Here is a 16,275-nt window from a genome sequence, read left to right on the forward strand (position 1 = left end):
AGATTTTAAGCTATTCTTTATGAGTGCTTATGCACTGCTGTGAATAAACTTCTTTGATTGTTAGGTTATGACGACTCCGACCCGATACCCCATCATGGCGATTGGCGGGGCAGAAGATAAGGTCGGTAAGCTTACCATCTTGACGGCTTTTTTTGAGAGCGCGGGCGGTCAGCAAGCCACGATTGGCATCGTTCCCTGTGCTTCTCAAGAGCCCAGTGTTGTTGGTGCTCGTTACTACAAAATCTTCACCGAACTTGGTGCCCAAAACGTTCAAGTGTTAGACATTCGCAGTCCCCGAGAGTGCGATGAAAATCGTTGGTTAGAACTGTTGGATGGCTGCACAGGGGTATTTCTTTCCGGCGGGGATCAAGTGCGATTGTTTGACTTCATCAACAACAGCACGTTTATGGCGGCCATTATGCGGCGTCTGCACTTGGGGACACTAGTGGTTGCAGGTACCAGTGCGGGCGCTGCAGTGATGGGCGAAAAAATGATTTCCGGTGGTAGTAGCGGTGAATCGCCCAACCGTTCTTTAGTTGACCTGATGGATGGCCTGGGTATCATTCCTGAGCTACTGGTTGACCAGCATTTTCATAACCGCAATCGTATGGCGCGACTGTTGAGCGCGATCGCAGCTTATCCCGATAAGTTGGGCATCGGTATTGACGAAGACACCTGTGCAGCGTTTCGTGGCGACGGCACGTTCGAGGTGATCGGCAAAGGCGCGGTCACGATTATTGATCCCGGTGGTCTGACCCATACGAATCATCGTTTGTCTGATGTTACCTCTCCCCTGAGCCTGCATGACCTGCAAGTACACGTGCTAAGCGCGGGCGATCGCTACAACTACAAAAGTCGCTCAATTTGTGCCTCAGTGATTGAAATGACCCCATCTCTCTAAGTCCTGAAATGTTAGGCTGGCGGCTCAAATTGTCTGGAACCAAATCACTCCTGTCAAGCTAACTCCGTTGCCATAATCGCTGACTTTCTCTAACGAAATGTCATCACCTGTTGACAAGTGCCACGAGCTTTTGTGGTTCTCAGATGAATGCTGTATTATCGACTACAGTTGTTGAATCCCCTTCAAATTCCATTGTTCGGCATCCCGTTAGTGCTTTTATCCAGCAGCGTCGATTTGGAAATTATTCTTTGACTATCAAAATTCTGTCTTCAAGTGAATTTTTTTCCTCTGTGAATCGTCTACAAAATGAATCAGGTTAAGTCTGTGAATCAGTCAAAATCGCTAGGCTAGTTTTTACAGGCTTGTTTACTTGGTACTTGCACCTGAAGGAGCAAGCAAGCTCTGCGTACCTCAGGTGACACCTTCTGTGAAAGCTTTTACGCTGTCAAAGTCCGCCAAAATACCCCTTCTCCGCCTATGAAAATTCTGCAAACTCGTACCCTGCGTGGCCCTAACTACTGGAGCATTCGTCGCCCCAAGCTGATTGTGGCTCGCCTGGATTTAGAAGATTTGGCCGATCGCCCCTCTGACACTTTGCCTGGTTTCTACGAAGGGTTAGTGGCAGTGTTGCCCAGCCTCGAAGAACATTATTGTTCGCCGGGTTGTCGCGGCGGTTTCTTGAGCCGAGTGCGTGAAGGCACGATGATGGGTCACATCGTCGAGCATGTTGCTCTAGAGCTGCAAGTGCTGGCAGATATGGAAGTTGGGTTTGGGCGCACCCGTGAAACAGGTACCCCCGGCGTTTATCAGGTCGTCGTGGAGTATAAAAATGAGGCCGCTGGGCGTTATGCGACTCGGGCGGCGGTGCGACTTTGCCAAAGCATTGTGGAAACTGGCAGCTATCCAGAGCGCGAATTGAGAACTGATTTAGCTGATTTGCAGGAACTCCGCGCTGAGGTATCTCTGGGGGCAACGACAGAAGCGCTAGTCGCGGAAGCCGAAGCGCGCGGCATTCCCTGGATGGAACTCGAAGAATGTGATTTGTTCCAACTAGGGTACGGCAAGTATCAAAAACGAGTACAAGCTGCTTTGACTTCCTCTAGTAACGTGCTTGGGGTAGAACTGGCTTGTGACAAAGAGCGGACCAAGGCGGTCTTAGAAGAAATGGGGGCACCGGTTCCAGCGGGCCGAGTTATTTTTGCTTTTGATGAGTTGGAAACCACCATTGAGCGTCTGGGCGGCTATCCCATCGTCATCAAGCCCTTGGACGGTAATCATGGCCGGGGCATTACCACCGATATCCGTTCCTGGCGGGATGCTGAAGCGGCCTACGATCGCGCCAAAGAAATTTCCAAAGGCGTTATTGTTGAGCACTTTTATACCGGGCGTGATCACCGCATTCTAGTGGTGAATCACCAAGTTGTGGCGGTGGCTGAGCGGATCCCGGCTCGCGTCATCGGCGACGGTCAGCAAACCATCGCGGCGTTAGTCGAGACCGAAAATCGCAATCCCCGCCGGGGCGATGGTCACGATAACGTGCTGACCCAAATTAAGCTCGATGACTCTACTGATGAAATGTTGAGTCGTCAGGGCTTTGACTTGGATACCGTGCTAGCAGCCGGGCAGGTCGCCTATCTGCGAGCTACAGCCAACCTGAGTACCGGTGGTACCGCGATTGATCGCACTGACGATATCCATCCTGAAACTGTTTGGTTGGCTGAGCGAGTGTCCCGCATCATCGACTTGGATATTGCGGGCATTGACGTGATTACCACCGATATCACTAAGCCGTTACGCGAGGCCGATGGCGTCATTGTCGAAGTTAATGCTGCTCCCGGATTGCGGATGCATCTGGCTCCTTGTGAAGGGATTGCCCGCAATGTGGCAGCACCGATTTTGCAAATGCTCTTCCCTCCGGGGACGCCTAACCGGATTCCTGTCGTTTCGATTACGGGTACCAACGGTAAAACTACCACCACGCGTTTAATCGCTCACATTGCCCGTCAGGTCTATAGTGCGGTCGGTTTTACCACGACAGATGGCATTTATATTGGCGATCATTTGATTGAGAAAGGTGACACCACTGGGCCGCAGAGTGCGCAAGTCATTTTGCGTGACCCGACGGTCGATATGGCGGTGCTGGAAACGGCTCGAGGCGGCATTTTGCGATCGGGCCTCGCTTTTAATCACTGCGATGTGGGCGTGGTATTGAACGTGGCGGCCGACCACCTCGGATTAGGTGACATTGACACCATTGACCAAATGGCTCGGGTTAAATCTGTGATTGCTGAAGCAGTTCATCCTGACGGTTATGCCATTCTCAATGCAGATGATGAGCGCGTCGCTGCCATGGCCGATCGCGTGGCGGGCAAAGTTGCCTATTTCTCAATGAATGCTCACAATCCCATCGTGCAGCAGCATGTCAAGGAAGGGGGCATTGCTGCGGTTTACAGTGACGGTCAGCTGGTCATTTTGCAGCAAGAGTGGGTCCTTCGGATTGAAGATGCCAAACAGGTTCCGGTAACGCTTGGGGGGCGCGCTGATTTCATGATTGCCAATGCGTTAGCCGCTAGTTTGGCGGCCTACGTACAAGGCATTCAGATTGATCAGATTCGCGCTGCCTTGCGTAGTTTTGAAGCCTCGGCCAAGCAAACTCCAGGGCGCATGAACCTCTTTAATCTTGGCGATTACCATGTGCTGGTGGACTATGCCCACAATACGGCTGGTTATGAAGCCGTCGGCAGCTTTGTGAAAAATTGGGCTGGCCCTACGGTTGGTGTGATTGGTGGACCTGGCGATCGCCGCGATGAGGATCTGATCGGTCTAGGACAGCTCTCTGCCAGCTTCTTTGATCAAATTATTGTGAAAGAAGACGACGATGGTCGCGGACGTCCGGCTGGCGAAGCCGCTGATTTCATTGTTCAAGGCATCACTGCAACCGCCCCATCATCTCTGCCTTACACGGTCGAATTGGATGAGGTGACCGCGATCGAATCAGCCTTGGACAACGCGCCTAAAGATGCCTTGGTGGTGATCTTTCCTGAGCAGGTGAGCCGAGCAATCGAGCTAATCATGGCGCGTAATCCCGTGACGGAGCCTGCTCAAGACACGTCCACTGACTTGTCATTTGATGCTTCTCCACTGGAGCCGATGTCGGTCGGCGGTCAGTAACTACTCGGGAAGACTCTCTGACAATATGATGACAATAGCCTCTCCTCTCGAACCGTAACGATGCTCTTGAGGGGAGGCTTTGTCGTACAACTTTAATTTTGACGCTGTCTTAGCTCGTCTTGATCGCGGCAGAAAATTGCTGTGTGTACTCGGGTTCTAGCTGACGACACAGTTGCTCGGCACCAGTCGCACTAAACCGGAATCAAGGGCTTCCATCAAAAGCTCTAAAACTTCTGCGTCCCCTTCTGGAAGATACCCCAGTCGCGTCAGTTCGTTATTGATAGCTTGTTCTAAATCTGGGGTGAGCTGATGAATCGACAAGACTCTGCTGACCAGTGTACGAATACTACTATGAGGCCTCATATTTACTAGCCCTTTAAGTTTATTGCTCTAATTTTCGTTGAAATGATGGCGATTCTCTGTGATCAACTCCTTTCTTAAAAAGTGATCGTGACAATTACAGATCGGTGATTCTAGTCACTAGCCAATTTTGTGCGCCAGGATACTGTGCGTGAAAATACTTAACTGAAACTTTATATAAGAGCAAAGCGTCATCAAGATTGTAAGAAATCGGCGCTAATGCAGTGTTCAGACCTTTGCTGCCTGGCTTATTTTCAGAGCATTAGTTTTAAATGCTTCTTCGTCAGCACACGTCAATGGCTTGGAGTCCTTAGTGATGCAAAGTATTCAATCCGCTTTAACGATCGTTCAACTGAGTGGTGCGCTTAATGCGGCTAACGCGCGTACCCTGCAGGCCCAACTCGTTGAACACATTACTGCCGATCACTCAGCGGGTCTGATGGTCGATATGAGCGGTGTTGAGTCCCTCGATAGTGCTGGCTTAGTTGCGTTGATTTCGGCTCTGCGGATGGCGCGTAGTTTGAGTAAGCGCTTTTGTCTTTGCTCGGTGCCTCCTTCGATTCAAATTGTGTTTGAGTTGACGCAGTTAGATCAGGTCTTTGAATTCGCTGGTGATTTTGCTGTCAAGGCTGCTTAACGACACTGCGGTCAGACAACTTTTCCGCGATCGCGGAAAAGTCTTTTCGATAGTTACGGATGCAGCAAGCACATTGCATCAGGGTGGGATGGCTGTGTGAGTGATCCCATGACCTGTACGGCCACGCACCTGATACAGTTGCAGATGTCACTTGGTGTTCCAGTTGAGCGCTACTACAGCTGGGTGTGGTCATGGGTGATTGCTGAGTTGCCTCAATAGCTAACGGCGACGAGATCAGCGATCGCTTTAACGCTTCAGCCTTGACCGTAGCCTACTCCTGCGTGGTGGCCTGCTGTGCATTGAGCCTTGGGCGACTCACGTTTTACTAAGCTTTTTGAAGCGAAGTGCTGATTCATGTTGGGCTTCGTCACAGTAGAGTGAACAGGCAGCGCGCGATTTACAGCGGGAGCAAACAGGTCATGGTTTTGCGTTTACTCTTAGCCCCAATCACAGGGCCATTTACCGGGGTCACCTGGATTGCTGAAAAAATTCTCGACCAAGTCGAAGATCAAACTGATGAGCTGGAGGCGCTGCAGAAGCAACTGCTGACCCTGCAACTCGCGTTTGATATGGGTGACATTCCTGAAGCAGAGTTTGAAGACGAAGAAGAAGAGCTGCTCTTGCGTATTCAAGCCATTCAAGATGAGCGCGCCGCTGAGCAAGCCGAAGCTGAGGCTGTGGACGAGGAACTCTGATTGGATGCAGGTGCTACATCAGTCAATCGGCTTTTCAACCAGTCAGGAACGGCTGGGTAATGAGAAGGCGATTGAGGAACGAAACCGGATCGTTGAGACAGGTATCCTGCCAGACTATTTTCTTGTTTGAATATCGGTGCTTTGAATGTCAGCGGGTGAACTGTCGTCTCTGGAACCTGAGGCATTGTCGATAAAAAGCTCGCGCCAAAGCTCTCGTGACGGGTGGCTACTGCATCATAAATGGGGTCTCATAGACGCGAACAATTCGGAACTGGAGAGAGGTTGTCTGTTGTTGCCAGGTTAGTTTATCGATGACGACGTCGGCATGGGCTTGCCAATGCTCGTTGACTAAGCAGAGTGGAACATCGATCGGAAATATACGATAGCCATGTTTGTTGACTTCGTGGCGACTCCCAAGCTCCAGCACGGCTGGATATCCTTTGGCAGTTTTGAGTTTAAGAATGCTGTTGACTTGGCAGGGCATTCCCATAGAGGAGTTTCCTCAGCTGAAGATTAGGTGGCCGATTCCCATGCATGGATGACCGCTGTCATCGCGATCGCACCCGTCCTCAGGTATGTTACGGCGAAGAGTGGTCACTCGGTCAAGTGCGCTTCTCGGCTAACTTTTCTGAACTGGAGGGTGGCACCGAATTTAATGCCTCAACCGTTTTTGGATTTCGGCTTGCACCACATCAGCATCGGCAGGTAAGTGGACTGCCGGATTTGCGTACTGGCTGGTGACGTCTGCTAGGCGTGACTCGTGGTATTTGACTTTGAAGTCGGTGAATTTGAGGCCGTGGGCGGTACTAATGACGACGGTGCGATCGCTCGATTTGATCAACCCTTGTTGGATGAGCTTTTTCAACACGGCCAATGCGACGCCCGTGTGCGGACAGGTGAACATACCAGTCAAATCAGCTTCCGCCGCCGCTGCCGCGAGTTCGTTTTCCGTTGCCTGTTCCACAATTCCATCGGTTTCTAAAATCGCTTTGGTGGCTTTGTCATAGCTGACCGGGTCACCAATCCGGATGGCGCTGGCGAGGGTATCGCCTGCAGTTTTACTGACTTTCGCCTTAAAGCCTTGCTTAAAGGCTTCGTAGAAGGGGTTGGCCTGAGCCGCTTGGGCCGCGACGAGTCGCGGCATCCGGTTAATGAGCCCCAAATCCATCATCAGTTTGAAGCCTTTGTAGAGGGCGCTGATGTTGCCCAGGTTGCCAACAGGAATGATGATCCAATCGGGAACGTCCCAGTCAAATTGGCGCACAATCTCGATGCCTACTGTCTTTTGCCCTTCGATCCGCAGGCTATTCATCGAGTTGGCAAGATAAATTGAGTTGTCTTGGGTGACTTCTTTGACAATTTTCATGCAGCCGTCAAAGTCAGTGTCGAGAGCCAGCACTTGGGCGCCGTTCGCGACCGGTTGAATGAGTTGTGCGGTGCTGACTTTACCCGCAGGCAAAAAGATGACCGAAGGAATACCGGCATAGGCGGCATAGGCTGCTAACGCGGCACTGGTATCGCCGGTACTGGCGCAGGCAACGGCTTTGATGGGCTTGCCTTGGGCAATCATTTGTTTGACCACACTGACGAGCACCGTCATCCCCAAATCTTTAAAGCTGCCGGTATGGCTGTTGCCGCAGAGTTTGATCCAGAGGTCGGGCACGCCCAGTTGCTTGCCTAAGCGATCGGCCCAAAACAAGTTGGTGTTGCCCTCAAACATGCTGACCACATTTTCGTCAGCGAGGGCGGGAATGACCCACTCTCGTAAGCCCCATACGCCACTGCCGTAGGGCCACCGGGTCGTGCTGATGCGAGAATCAAACAGCTGCTTCCACTGGTCGGCACTGCGTTCTTTCAACGGCTCACGCTCGTGGTGCACCTCTAGCAAGCTGCCGCAGGAAGGGCAGGTGTAAATCACATCAAAGAGCGAATGCTTGGCAGAACAACCGGCAATGCAGCGGAAATAGACGGTTTGATTATCGATCGCTTGTTTGGGCTCGACAGCTGACGACAGCATGGTGGGTAATTTATTCGGATGGGTCATCAGTTGTCATTATGTTCCGAGTTAGCACCTCAGGGCTAGGGGGTAAGCCGTGAAGGTTGACTGGAGAGGTAAAAAATCAGTGTCTCAGGCTACTAAAAGCAAGATTGGAATGGTTGCATGGTTGCATTAAGGCCCTGAAAGGCAGCAGCAAGGTCAGGCTAATGAAGAGCCGGGGTGGTTAGAGACATCGGCGGGGGTACACAACCTCGACGTTGACGGCGTATGCTTTGGCCTCATTGTCATTGGGGAGCCGGTATTGGCCAGTACGCACCCAGTCTTCTGCTTGTTCGTCCAAAATGGCGTATCCGGTCGAGCTGACGACTTCTGGCAAGCGCCGAAAGTTGCCCACCTCATCGACGACGACCATCAGCGTTCCCCGCAGCGGCGGCGCATCTAAACAGGCGGCTCCTAATTCATAGGGGAGCTGTAATGGGTCGGCGAGGGACGGCACAGTTTGTCCCGGCACCGTCCAAGCGTCATAGATGCTTAAGGCTTGAACGGGATTTTCTTCTAAATCAAAGTGTTGGGTGCCGTCGTATTGATACTCACCAGGATCTTGCAAACGCTCCTGGAGGGTCGGCGGGGGCGGAGGTGTTGTCAGCCCGGGCGAACCAGGTTCTGGAGGCAGCTCACCTACCGGATCTGGCCCTGGTGCTCTCGGTTCCGTCCTGGGCTCGGGTGATGTTGGCGGGGGCGTATCGATGGGTGGTGGTGGCGCATTGGTCGGTGAGGGCGGGGGGACGGGCGATCGCTCCACCACTGGTCGGGATAGGTCTTGCGGCTCAGACCCAGAGGTCTCGACAGGCCGCTCAGTAGGAGGCCGCAGAGTGTCACTGGGCAAAATGGCGACATCCATTGTCGCGGTGGCTTCTGGCTCTGGCGGAGCGGGTGGGGCGGGGCGGATTTCTGGCTCTGGCCAGGGCAATCCCAATACAATGCCGTGGGCCAGTACAGACAACGCCACTACGGCCAAAAAGTAACGCGATCGCGTCTTGATAAGTTGTTGGGAACTGAGCTGAGCCACCAAGTTGACCTGCACTGCTATCACCGCTGGGAAGGTTGTCAGCCAGGGTGGCTGATCCTGTCGGTCTCTTCCACGATAGCGAGGTGGGTAGCGGTGCGATCGCGGGGCAGACAGTTCCCACAGTGACCATCGCGGACTGAAGCAGGCTTACCTTACTCGACCACAATGCGCTCGGGTTCTCCCTCCACATGGACGCGAAAGACGATCGCCCGCGCCCCCTCGGGGCCACCGCGCGGGGCATGTTCAGCTTCAGGAGCAATGACGAGGGCATCGCCCGCCTGCACCATGCGTTCCGGTTGGCCTTCTTCCACGTGTATGGCGGAACCTTCGATGATGTACACAAATTCTTCGCCAGGATGATAGTGGGGCGGCACTTCGGCGTTGGGGGGAATCACCACGTCGGAGATAATCACCTCCAGCCCCTCCGCCCCGGACAACGCCTGCCGCAGCATCTCGTTAGAGCCGGGGGGCGGATAAAACGCCGGGGGAGCCTCCGTGGCTGCTGCGGTGTCGGGCGGGTCGGACGCGCCCGGCTCACAGACCTCTGGTTGGGTAGGTTCGGGGCTGGCGACTGGAGGAGCCGAGCAAGCGGTGATGAGTAAAGCAGAAAGCGCGATCGCCCAGGTTTTCATGGTGTTTTCCTCAGCGGGGCAAAAGTTGCCTCACAGCATAGCCTCACCTGGGGTCAAACGATGATCACTGGACGGGAGCTACTGCATTATTTTGCAGGCGTTCGCTCAGCCACAGTTTAATCACCGCATCGCGTTCTACGCCCAGACGCTGGGCTTCGCGATCGAGGGCCGCGATCATCCATTGCGGAAAGCTGATTTCCACGGATCGCGCTGCTAACTCTGGGCGTTTGAGGGTCGAGAGATCAAAATGCTCCAATACGTCTTCGCCATCATCAAATTGGCGGTCTAAATCTTCAGCGTTCATAGAGCGATATTTCCTCTTCCTGCTACCCAGCCACCCTCTTACCCTCACACCCAACTACCCTGCTACTCCTCGCCCCCTTCCAAAAGTGCCTGAAAGCGGGGATCGTGGCGAATTGTGTCAAAGTCAGGATCGGTCTTCGCCATCTCGCGATATCGGTCAGGCTTTAGATGAATGGCTTGTGCTAACCAAGAACAGGCTTGATTAGAATCACTCAACAGCCCGTAAGAGCAAGCCATATCGTAAGTAGCTCCGGCATGGTTCTTGTCAATCTCTAAAGCCTTTTTGCAACTTTCGATCGCTTCATCAGCAAGTTTTAGATGAAGCAGAGCAATGGCTTGACCATCCCAGATATCAGGATCGGTGGAGTTGATCACTAGGGCAGCACTATAGGCGGTGATCGCCTCTTCATAGCGGCCTAAATTGCACAGCGCAACGCCTTTGTTGTTCAGCGCTGCGTGGCGGTCGGGTTTGATTTTCAGGGCCGCGTCATAGGCCGCGATCGCCTCTTTATAGCGTCCTAACCAACTTAATGTATTTCCTTTTTCGGAGAGCGCTTCGAGGTAATCGGGTTTGAGGTTTAATGCAGCGCTGTAGGTCTCGAGTCCTTCAGTAAGTTTCGCTAAGGCCTCTTCTTCACATCCTTTCTGTCGGAGATATAATGCTCGCCGAGCTAGCGCACTGCCTTTTTGATAAAGTGCTTCGTGGCGTAAGTTAGGGCTGACAATCGCTAAGATGGTGTCCAAAACAGAGATCTCCATAGCCCAATGGGAAAGCACTTTTGGACGCACCTTCTTCAAAAACTGCCGTTGCTGGTAGCCCAACAACGGGTGCTCGTCTAATTCGAACTCTGCTCTAATCGCTTGAAACGGGATAGTCACAAGCTCACTTGCATCGTAAAAGTGAGCATTAAACATGTGAGTGGCAAAAGGCCGTTGGAAATCAACTTGTCCAGAAAAGAGCAAGTGATATAAGTACTCTGAACGCAGTTCTAGCCAGGCTGGATTCTTGTAATTGTCCTCTGGCGAGCTATGCGGCAGCACCATTGACTCTGATAAAGCGGCAAAATAATCTGCCAAATTGCTGTGAATAGTTTCTAACTCATCGCGTTCTAACGATTGCCGAAAGACATCTCGTGCCACATCGTCCAGCCGCCAGCGTTTGCCAATCGGTTCGGCAAACGAGAGTTGCGTCAGCCAGCCATAGCAGTTTTGCCCTTCATCCACCGCCGTCGCAAAATCCAGCCCTTGCTGCTCGGTCAAATAGCGAATTAGCTTGGAGTCAAACCAGCGACAGCAGGCCGCCAGTTGCACCACCCGCTTTTGCGTGTCGTTCAGTCCCTGCAACAGCAGCCGTACAATCTCTTGATTGCCCTGGTCAAAGTCCAGCGTCCGCCCTTTCTCGCTCTGCTCCCGTATCCAGTTCAGGTAGTAGGGCAGCCCCCGCGTTACCCGACCGATATTGGCCACCTGAGCGTCATCGGTCATGCCAATTTCCGCCAAATAAGCTTGCGTCTGCTCTGGCGTAAAGCGCTCCACCGTCAGGTCTCGCACCACATCCCGATCTTGGTGTAGCTTACGCCAGCCCTCCGTTTTCAATAGGCTGTGTCGCCCCGCCACCATCAGTCGCACACGCTGCGCCGATAGGTCGGTATTCCCCAGCAGCGTGCGCCACAGCCAGGTATCAATCACCCCCGGCACCTTCTCATAGGTATCCAGCACCAGCAGGATGGGTTGCTGGTTTGCCTGCTGGCTCAGCCCCTCAGCAAATGCCTGGGTCAGTTGCGGCAAGGGCTCCAGCATCAGCCGCTGCAAGGCTTGGTCGCGCTTTGTTGCTTTGTGCTGTTGCAACAGTTGTTGCAAACTATCCTTCAGCGACAATCCGGCCACTGCTGCATCGATCCCTTTATCCACCAGCGCATTTGCCGCTTTTTTACCCGTTTCTGGCAGTGCCAACTCACCGAAAGTATCGACCCCAAATTTCAGTAGTTGTTTAACCTGGGTCACCTGTTCCGGTGTCGCCGCGCCCCATCCCGCTGCTGCCTGGGTCGAGAGCTGATGTACGGTGTCAAAATACCGCTCATGGACTTCCCAAAACGGATCGCGGCTCCAGCTATCTTTGACGGCCAACTGCTCATACAGCTTCGCCATCAGCGGAATCGGCTCATCAATGCCTTCCGTCAGGCCAAAGGACACCGTCGCAATCTTGGCAGTTTCCCCGTGGATTTCCTTAGCTTTGCGCGTCAGGGTCGATTTACCCACGCCCCCAATGCCCCAGGCATTAAAGACGGTGGGGCTATTCTGCGGTGATTTGAATGCAGCTTCCAAAGCAGCGAGAAAGTCTTCGGCTTCGGGACGCGAGACGTAGGGCTGCTGGGGCATAGAGGTCAGGTTGGGAAAAGCTGCCACAATTTTAGCTTTGGAGCGAAAACTCAGCAGCCCCCCTAGTCAGCAACCGCCGCACAGATGATGAGAAGGGTGCGATATCGCGCCCCATCACCCGCAAGAAAGCTGACGGGGGCAATTGACCGCTGTGCTCGTCCTACGTGCCAAAGCCGCCGAGAGAGGTTTGGCTAAAGCTGCCTGCACTCTGGCTGGCCCGCACCGCTGACTGAGAAAACAGCGCAAACGCCTGACGAATGTCGGTTTGGCTATTCCCCGGTGTCAAAATCCACTCATCGCGAATGCCCATCTCGCGAAACACTTGGTGAAAATCGGTATCACCGTCATCAATGCCCATCGCTGCAACGATGTGGTTCTCACTGCGCAGCATATCGTCCACAATCACCTTCACGTCCTTCGCAGCAGTGCGGCGCGAGTGGCAGTCGGCTCCGTCCGAAATAATCAGCGTGACCGATCGCGCCGGTACCCCATTGTCGATAAACTCTTGGGTCTTGGCGAGCACCGTGCCCAACAGCACCACCGTCTGCTCGTACAGCGGCGTGCCCTGGCTGGGGTCGTAGTTTTGGCTATCCATCCGTACCGCCTGAGTCACGGGACAGTAGGGATAGAGCACGTGGCCGTTCAAATAGCGATTGTGGATCAAAATTTGTTCTTGTTGGGGGGAAGTCAGCAGGGCATCGAGCACGGTGTTGTGCCCGGCCCGCACCACGGCACTATTGCCCGCAAAGCGAATCGAGCCGGAATCGTCGGGCATCAGCGTCACGAGGACGACTTCGCTAGCCATCACGTCATCGACGGGGGTGCCCAGACCCGCCTGAATTTGCAGGCCAATGTCGGTCACGTTCAGCGCTTGCATCGCTGCCGCAGAGAGTGCGCCATCGTTGTGGGCGGATTGGAAGAGGTCGTTGATGTTGGGCGTGGAGTTGGTGGGGTTCATGGTGGTTTCCTGGTTGAGTAAGTGGAAATGGGGCTAGGGGGCTGGGGATCGGGAGGGGCGAGGGGGCAAAGCGTAGTTGAGGAATTTGAGAGGAGGAGCGAAAGGGACAGGTTGACCATTTGCAGGCATACAATCGGCTCCCCTGCTCCCGCGCTCCCCCGCTCTTCCCCAGATTCTGTAGCGTTGTCGACAAGAACCCGGCGTCAGCTCAGGTCGTCGGTCGATCGCATAATCTGCATCCCGGCATCGGCAAAGCGCTGGAAGGCAGCATCGGCGGCATCGGTGAAGTCCACCACGCCGGGAACGACCACCGGAGACGAGCAATCTTCCAGCAGATACACCTTTCGCGCCAGGGTCGGATCTTGCTGTTGGATTTCCGTCAGTAGGTCGTCAATGGTCCAGGCGACGCAGTGGCTCTTGGCCTGTCCGGCGATGATCACGGCGTCGAAGTCCAGCAGCTTTTGAATAAAGCGGGTGTTCTTTTGGGCGATCGCTTGCCCACCGGGGCCATCGAGTACTTCTGGCCGCAACACGGAATAGTTTTCCGTCAGGGGATTGCCGCCCTTGATTTCAAAGTTGGTTTGGCTGTTGCGGGCCAGGTTGTGGAAAAAGCAGGCTTCTTCTACGGCGGGCACCAGGGCGTGGCCGAGGCCCCCTAGCATGGCGTGGTATGGCCAGATGGTTAGGGGATATTTGCCCTCGTCACTCAGCCGTTTCACATAGTGCAGGGCGTAGGCTTGCAGCGCCACATAGTTGCCGTGGGCCAAGCTGTAGCTCACCGCCGGATTCACTTTCCACACGCCTTTTTCTACCTCGGCCAGAGTGATGGTAGTCATCGGTGCGGGATTGTCTCCGGCATCGTTGACCCAAAAATCAGCGTGGAAAATTTGCAGAGTGGTGTGGGTGTCCATGGTGGGGGCAATTTCGGTAATCGTCCCCAGGTTGCGGTAGATAAATTCGCACAGGCGAATGTTGTCTTCCACCGCGCCGAGGCCCGATCGTCCCCCGACAAACAGTTCAAAGCCGGGAATGCAGAAGGTGTTTTGCACATCGATCGCCATCAGGCAGATGCGGCGTTTGTCTTGCGCGGCGGGGGCAATCTGGTGGGTTTTGGCCCATTGCTTGGCCTGGGCGGCACGCTCTTGATAGGGCACGCGCCACAGTTCGCCGACACGGCTGGCTTCAAAGTGAGCGGGAATGGGGAGTTGAGTGGTGGTGGTCATTGTGGGTCTCCTTGTGGGATTGGGGAATGGGAGTTAAGAGGGGCAGGGGGGCGAGAGGGACGGGTTAGTGCAGTTGGAGGTGGTCGATTTGGCGATAGCGAACCACCCACAACCCTTGGGGGCCAGCCAGGAGCTGACAGCTCGCATCCACATAGGGTTCGGTTTCGGGAAAGGTGCGGTTGTGGGTGAGTTGGCCCGACTGGATTTGAATGCGGACGATGCCGTCATCCGTTGCCGCCAGCAGAAAGTCATCAACGGCACAAAAAGGGCAAGGGTCGTGCCGTGCCGTTAGGGTTTTGCCCAGTTGCGTGAGCCAGGTCGCTTCTGGCTGATGGCTGGTGGCTGTCGCCACGACTTGTCCCTGGGCCGAAATCACCTGGCAGGTATCGTGCCGCTGCCCCTGCTCCTGGGTGGTCAAAAATAGCCAGGCCAGTCCGGTACTAAAGCAGCAACTGGCTTGCAGTAACTGTCCGGTGACGGGGAGCAGGGGTACTTGGTCATTCAAGCCAGACTTTTGGATATCAAACACAAAGGCCCCTTGCAGTTGTCCGGCGCGGTAGAAGCCCAGGCCAAAGGTCGGTCCCAGCCAGAACTGGGTTTGTCCTGCCAGGACTTCGCCGACGATTGCCGGGCCGAGGTCACCTTGCCGCCATAGATAGCCTTGGGCGAGCCAGCACCGGGTGCGATCTCCCCCGTCAAACTGCGGCACTGCTCCATAGCGATCGACGGTCTGGCGGTGGCCTTTGGCGGAGGCTCCCAGTTCGACGAGTTGCTGGTCATAGCCCAGCCAGGTGCGATCACCCTGAATGCGCCAGCGGAGGTGCGGCAAGCGATCGCCCTGCAATAGCGGCGTGCCATCCTCGCGGTAAAACGTCCCGGCCTCCCAATACACCCAGCGCAATTGCCCCTGACTCTGGGAGGCGTACACAATGAGGCCCGCAGTCTGAAAGACCGGCGTCACCTGCACGTGTCCCGGTTTCGCGATCGGCGTCACCTGGGGTTGGGCACAGTGGGGACAGTGGGCGCGGCCATGCTCTCGCCCACAGCTCGGACAGGTCTGCCAGACCAGCGAAGCCAATAGCGGTTGAGGAAACGGGCCGCGCCAGTCTTGCTCAAACACTTGGTGAAAATGGTGCAGCAGGGCATCAGGCAGCGCCTGGTAGGGCAACGCTGGCTTGGGGTAGCGCACTGCCGGATGAAACACCGTCAGACGATGCAGAGGACGCGCCGCCTGGGGCACGGGCGGATCCTCTCGACGGGGTTTGTAAACACCGCCGTAGGGATCGACAAACAGCAAGCACTGCATCAGCATGACGGTAAAGGCATACCAGTCAGAGTCCGGGGTATGGGGCTGCTGGAGCTGGAGCTGGGTCGCCTGGGGATCGCACCGCAGCGGATCCACAAAGCGAGCGGTGAACATCTGACAGGGAAACGCCCTAAACTGGAACGAATCAGCATCGATCAGATAAGCTTCAGTGCCCTTGACCAGCACATTCAGGTCGTTGAAGTCCCCGATCACTACCCCTACCTGATGCAGTTGCGTCAAGGTTTGATGCAAGTCGCGAAAAATATCGATCACCCTTTGGGGGGCAACGGTCTGGCGAAAACTCCGCTGGCTATAGCGCAGCAGCAATTCCGCCTGATCGAGCCGGGGCATGGCATAGCCCAGAATTTGTTGCCCCCGATGGTCATAGGCCAGATCTTGGGGCGCAATCACCCGGGCGGGCAAGTTGTGAGGAAACTGTCGCAGCTTTTGTTGATGCTGTGCCAACCGCCACTGGGCAGCCTGCTGAGCTTCGAGCTGATGAGCAAAGTCGGGATGGCTGGGCGGCTTAAACACCTTCACCGCCCTCTGCCGCGACCAGCGATACACTTCCGCCTCACCCCCCTGGCCGATCAGTTGTTGGGGCGTGAGCCGGACTTTCTTGTGTTGAATGTAAACGTCCAT

General features: G+C 54.7%; 14 protein-coding genes. 4 read left to right on the plus strand and 10 right to left on the minus strand.

Features of this window, described 5'->3' with window-relative positions:
* Nucleotides 1–67 precede the first annotated feature (67 nt).
* Together DYY88_RS16835 and cphA are read left to right on the plus strand one after the other, a co-directional pair.
* On the plus strand, nt 68–901 hold the full coding sequence (locus DYY88_RS16835; protein ID WP_039726457.1) for a cyanophycinase: 834 nt from the start codon (nt 68–70) through the stop codon (nt 899–901).
* Nucleotides 902–1,378: 477 nt separating this feature from the next.
* Nucleotides 1,379–4,072 carry a cyanophycin synthetase gene (gene cphA / locus DYY88_RS16840; RefSeq protein WP_039726458.1) on the plus strand — a complete coding sequence of 898 codons (2,694 nt, stop codon included), beginning with the start codon at nt 1,379–1,381 and terminating at the stop codon, nt 4,070–4,072.
* Nucleotides 4,073–4,228: 156 nt separating this feature from the next.
* On the opposite strand, the gene DYY88_RS16845 is transcribed toward cphA, so the two are convergent.
* Nucleotides 4,229–4,435 carry a hypothetical protein gene (locus tag DYY88_RS16845; RefSeq protein WP_039726459.1) on the minus strand — a complete coding sequence of 69 codons (207 nt, stop codon included), beginning with the start codon at nt 4,433–4,435 and terminating at the stop codon, nt 4,229–4,231.
* Between the two features lie 313 nt (nt 4,436–4,748).
* Between DYY88_RS16845 and DYY88_RS16850 the strand changes: the two genes are divergently transcribed.
* Both DYY88_RS16850 and DYY88_RS16855 read left to right on the plus strand, forming a co-directional pair.
* Nucleotides 4,749–5,069 (plus strand): STAS domain-containing protein, encoded by a 321-nt coding sequence (locus DYY88_RS16850; protein WP_039726460.1) that lies wholly within the window; start codon nt 4,749–4,751, stop codon nt 5,067–5,069.
* 419 nt (nt 5,070–5,488) lie between these two features.
* Nucleotides 5,489–5,764 (plus strand): gas vesicle protein GvpG, encoded by a 276-nt coding sequence (locus tag DYY88_RS16855; RefSeq protein WP_039726461.1) that lies wholly within the window; start codon nt 5,489–5,491, stop codon nt 5,762–5,764.
* 226 nt (nt 5,765–5,990) lie between these two features.
* Here the strand turns inward: DYY88_RS16855 and DYY88_RS16860 are convergent, their stop codons facing one another.
* From DYY88_RS16860 to DYY88_RS16900, 9 genes are all read right to left on the minus strand, one after another.
* Nucleotides 5,991–6,254, minus strand: a complete 264-nt coding sequence (locus tag DYY88_RS16860) for a DUF2584 family protein (protein WP_039726463.1) — start codon at nt 6,252–6,254, stop codon at nt 5,991–5,993.
* A 162-nt stretch (nt 6,255–6,416) separates the two neighbouring features.
* Nucleotides 6,417–7,808, minus strand: a complete 1,392-nt coding sequence (gene thrC / locus DYY88_RS16865) for a threonine synthase (protein WP_201278983.1) — start codon at nt 7,806–7,808, stop codon at nt 6,417–6,419.
* Nucleotides 7,809–7,986: 178 nt separating this feature from the next.
* Nucleotides 7,987–8,856 carry a hypothetical protein gene (locus DYY88_RS16870; protein ID WP_160299536.1) on the minus strand — a complete coding sequence of 290 codons (870 nt, stop codon included), beginning with the start codon at nt 8,854–8,856 and terminating at the stop codon, nt 7,987–7,989.
* 128 nt (nt 8,857–8,984) lie between these two features.
* On the minus strand, nt 8,985–9,464 hold the full coding sequence (locus tag DYY88_RS16875) for a cupin domain-containing protein (RefSeq protein WP_052288361.1): 480 nt from the start codon (nt 9,462–9,464) through the stop codon (nt 8,985–8,987).
* A 64-nt stretch (nt 9,465–9,528) separates the two neighbouring features.
* Nucleotides 9,529–9,768, minus strand: coding sequence for a type II toxin-antitoxin system BrnA family antitoxin (brnA, locus tag DYY88_RS16880; protein WP_039726465.1), 240 nt, complete (start codon nt 9,766–9,768; stop codon nt 9,529–9,531).
* 62 nt (nt 9,769–9,830) lie between these two features.
* Complete coding sequence (locus tag DYY88_RS16885; protein ID WP_052288362.1) at nt 9,831–12,173, minus strand: tetratricopeptide repeat protein; 2,343 nt, start codon at nt 12,171–12,173, stop codon at nt 9,831–9,833.
* 133 nt (nt 12,174–12,306) lie between these two features.
* A complete protein-coding gene (locus DYY88_RS16890) occupies nt 12,307–13,104 on the minus strand; it encodes a hypothetical protein (RefSeq protein ID WP_039726466.1) in 798 nt (265 codons plus the stop codon).
* A gap of 203 nt (nt 13,105–13,307) precedes the next feature.
* Entirely contained in the window at nt 13,308–14,327 is a 1,020-nt protein-coding gene (locus tag DYY88_RS16895) for a cysteine hydrolase family protein (protein ID WP_039726468.1), read from the minus strand.
* 64 nt (nt 14,328–14,391) lie between these two features.
* On the minus strand, nt 14,392–16,275 hold the full coding sequence (locus tag DYY88_RS16900; protein WP_044151165.1) for a hypothetical protein: 1,884 nt from the start codon (nt 16,273–16,275) through the stop codon (nt 14,392–14,394).

The organism is Leptolyngbya iicbica LK (assembly GCF_004212215.1).
In the GTDB taxonomy this organism is placed as follows: Bacteria; Cyanobacteriota; Cyanobacteriia; order Phormidesmidales; family Phormidesmidaceae; genus Halomicronema; species Halomicronema iicbica.

Bases quoted from the DNA above. Each gene is read 5' to 3' on its own strand.
- DYY88_RS16835 (WP_039726457.1), top strand. From the start codon at position 68: ATGACGACTCCGACCCGATACCCCATCATGGCGATTGGCGGGGCAGAA.
- cphA (WP_039726458.1), top strand. From the start codon at position 1,379: ATGAAAATTCTGCAAACTCGTACCCTGCGTGGCCCTAACTACTGGAGC.
- DYY88_RS16845 (WP_039726459.1), bottom strand. From the start codon at position 4,435: ATGAGGCCTCATAGTAGTATTCGTACACTGGTCAGCAGAGTCTTGTCG.
- DYY88_RS16850 (WP_039726460.1), top strand. From the start codon at position 4,749: ATGCAAAGTATTCAATCCGCTTTAACGATCGTTCAACTGAGTGGTGCG.
- DYY88_RS16855 (WP_039726461.1), top strand. From the start codon at position 5,489: ATGGTTTTGCGTTTACTCTTAGCCCCAATCACAGGGCCATTTACCGGG.
- DYY88_RS16860 (WP_039726463.1), bottom strand. From the start codon at position 6,254: ATGGGAATGCCCTGCCAAGTCAACAGCATTCTTAAACTCAAAACTGCC.
- thrC (WP_201278983.1), bottom strand. From the start codon at position 7,808: ATGACCCATCCGAATAAATTACCCACCATGCTGTCGTCAGCTGTCGAG.
- DYY88_RS16875 (WP_052288361.1), bottom strand. From the start codon at position 9,464: ATGAAAACCTGGGCGATCGCGCTTTCTGCTTTACTCATCACCGCTTGC.
- brnA (WP_039726465.1), bottom strand. From the start codon at position 9,768: ATGAACGCTGAAGATTTAGACCGCCAATTTGATGATGGCGAAGACGTA.
- DYY88_RS16890 (WP_039726466.1), bottom strand. From the start codon at position 13,104: ATGAACCCCACCAACTCCACGCCCAACATCAACGACCTCTTCCAATCC.
- DYY88_RS16895 (WP_039726468.1), bottom strand. From the start codon at position 14,327: ATGACCACCACCACTCAACTCCCCATTCCCGCTCACTTTGAAGCCAGC.
- DYY88_RS16900 (WP_044151165.1), bottom strand. From the start codon at position 16,275: ATGGACGTTTACATTCAACACAAGAAAGTCCGGCTCACGCCCCAACAA.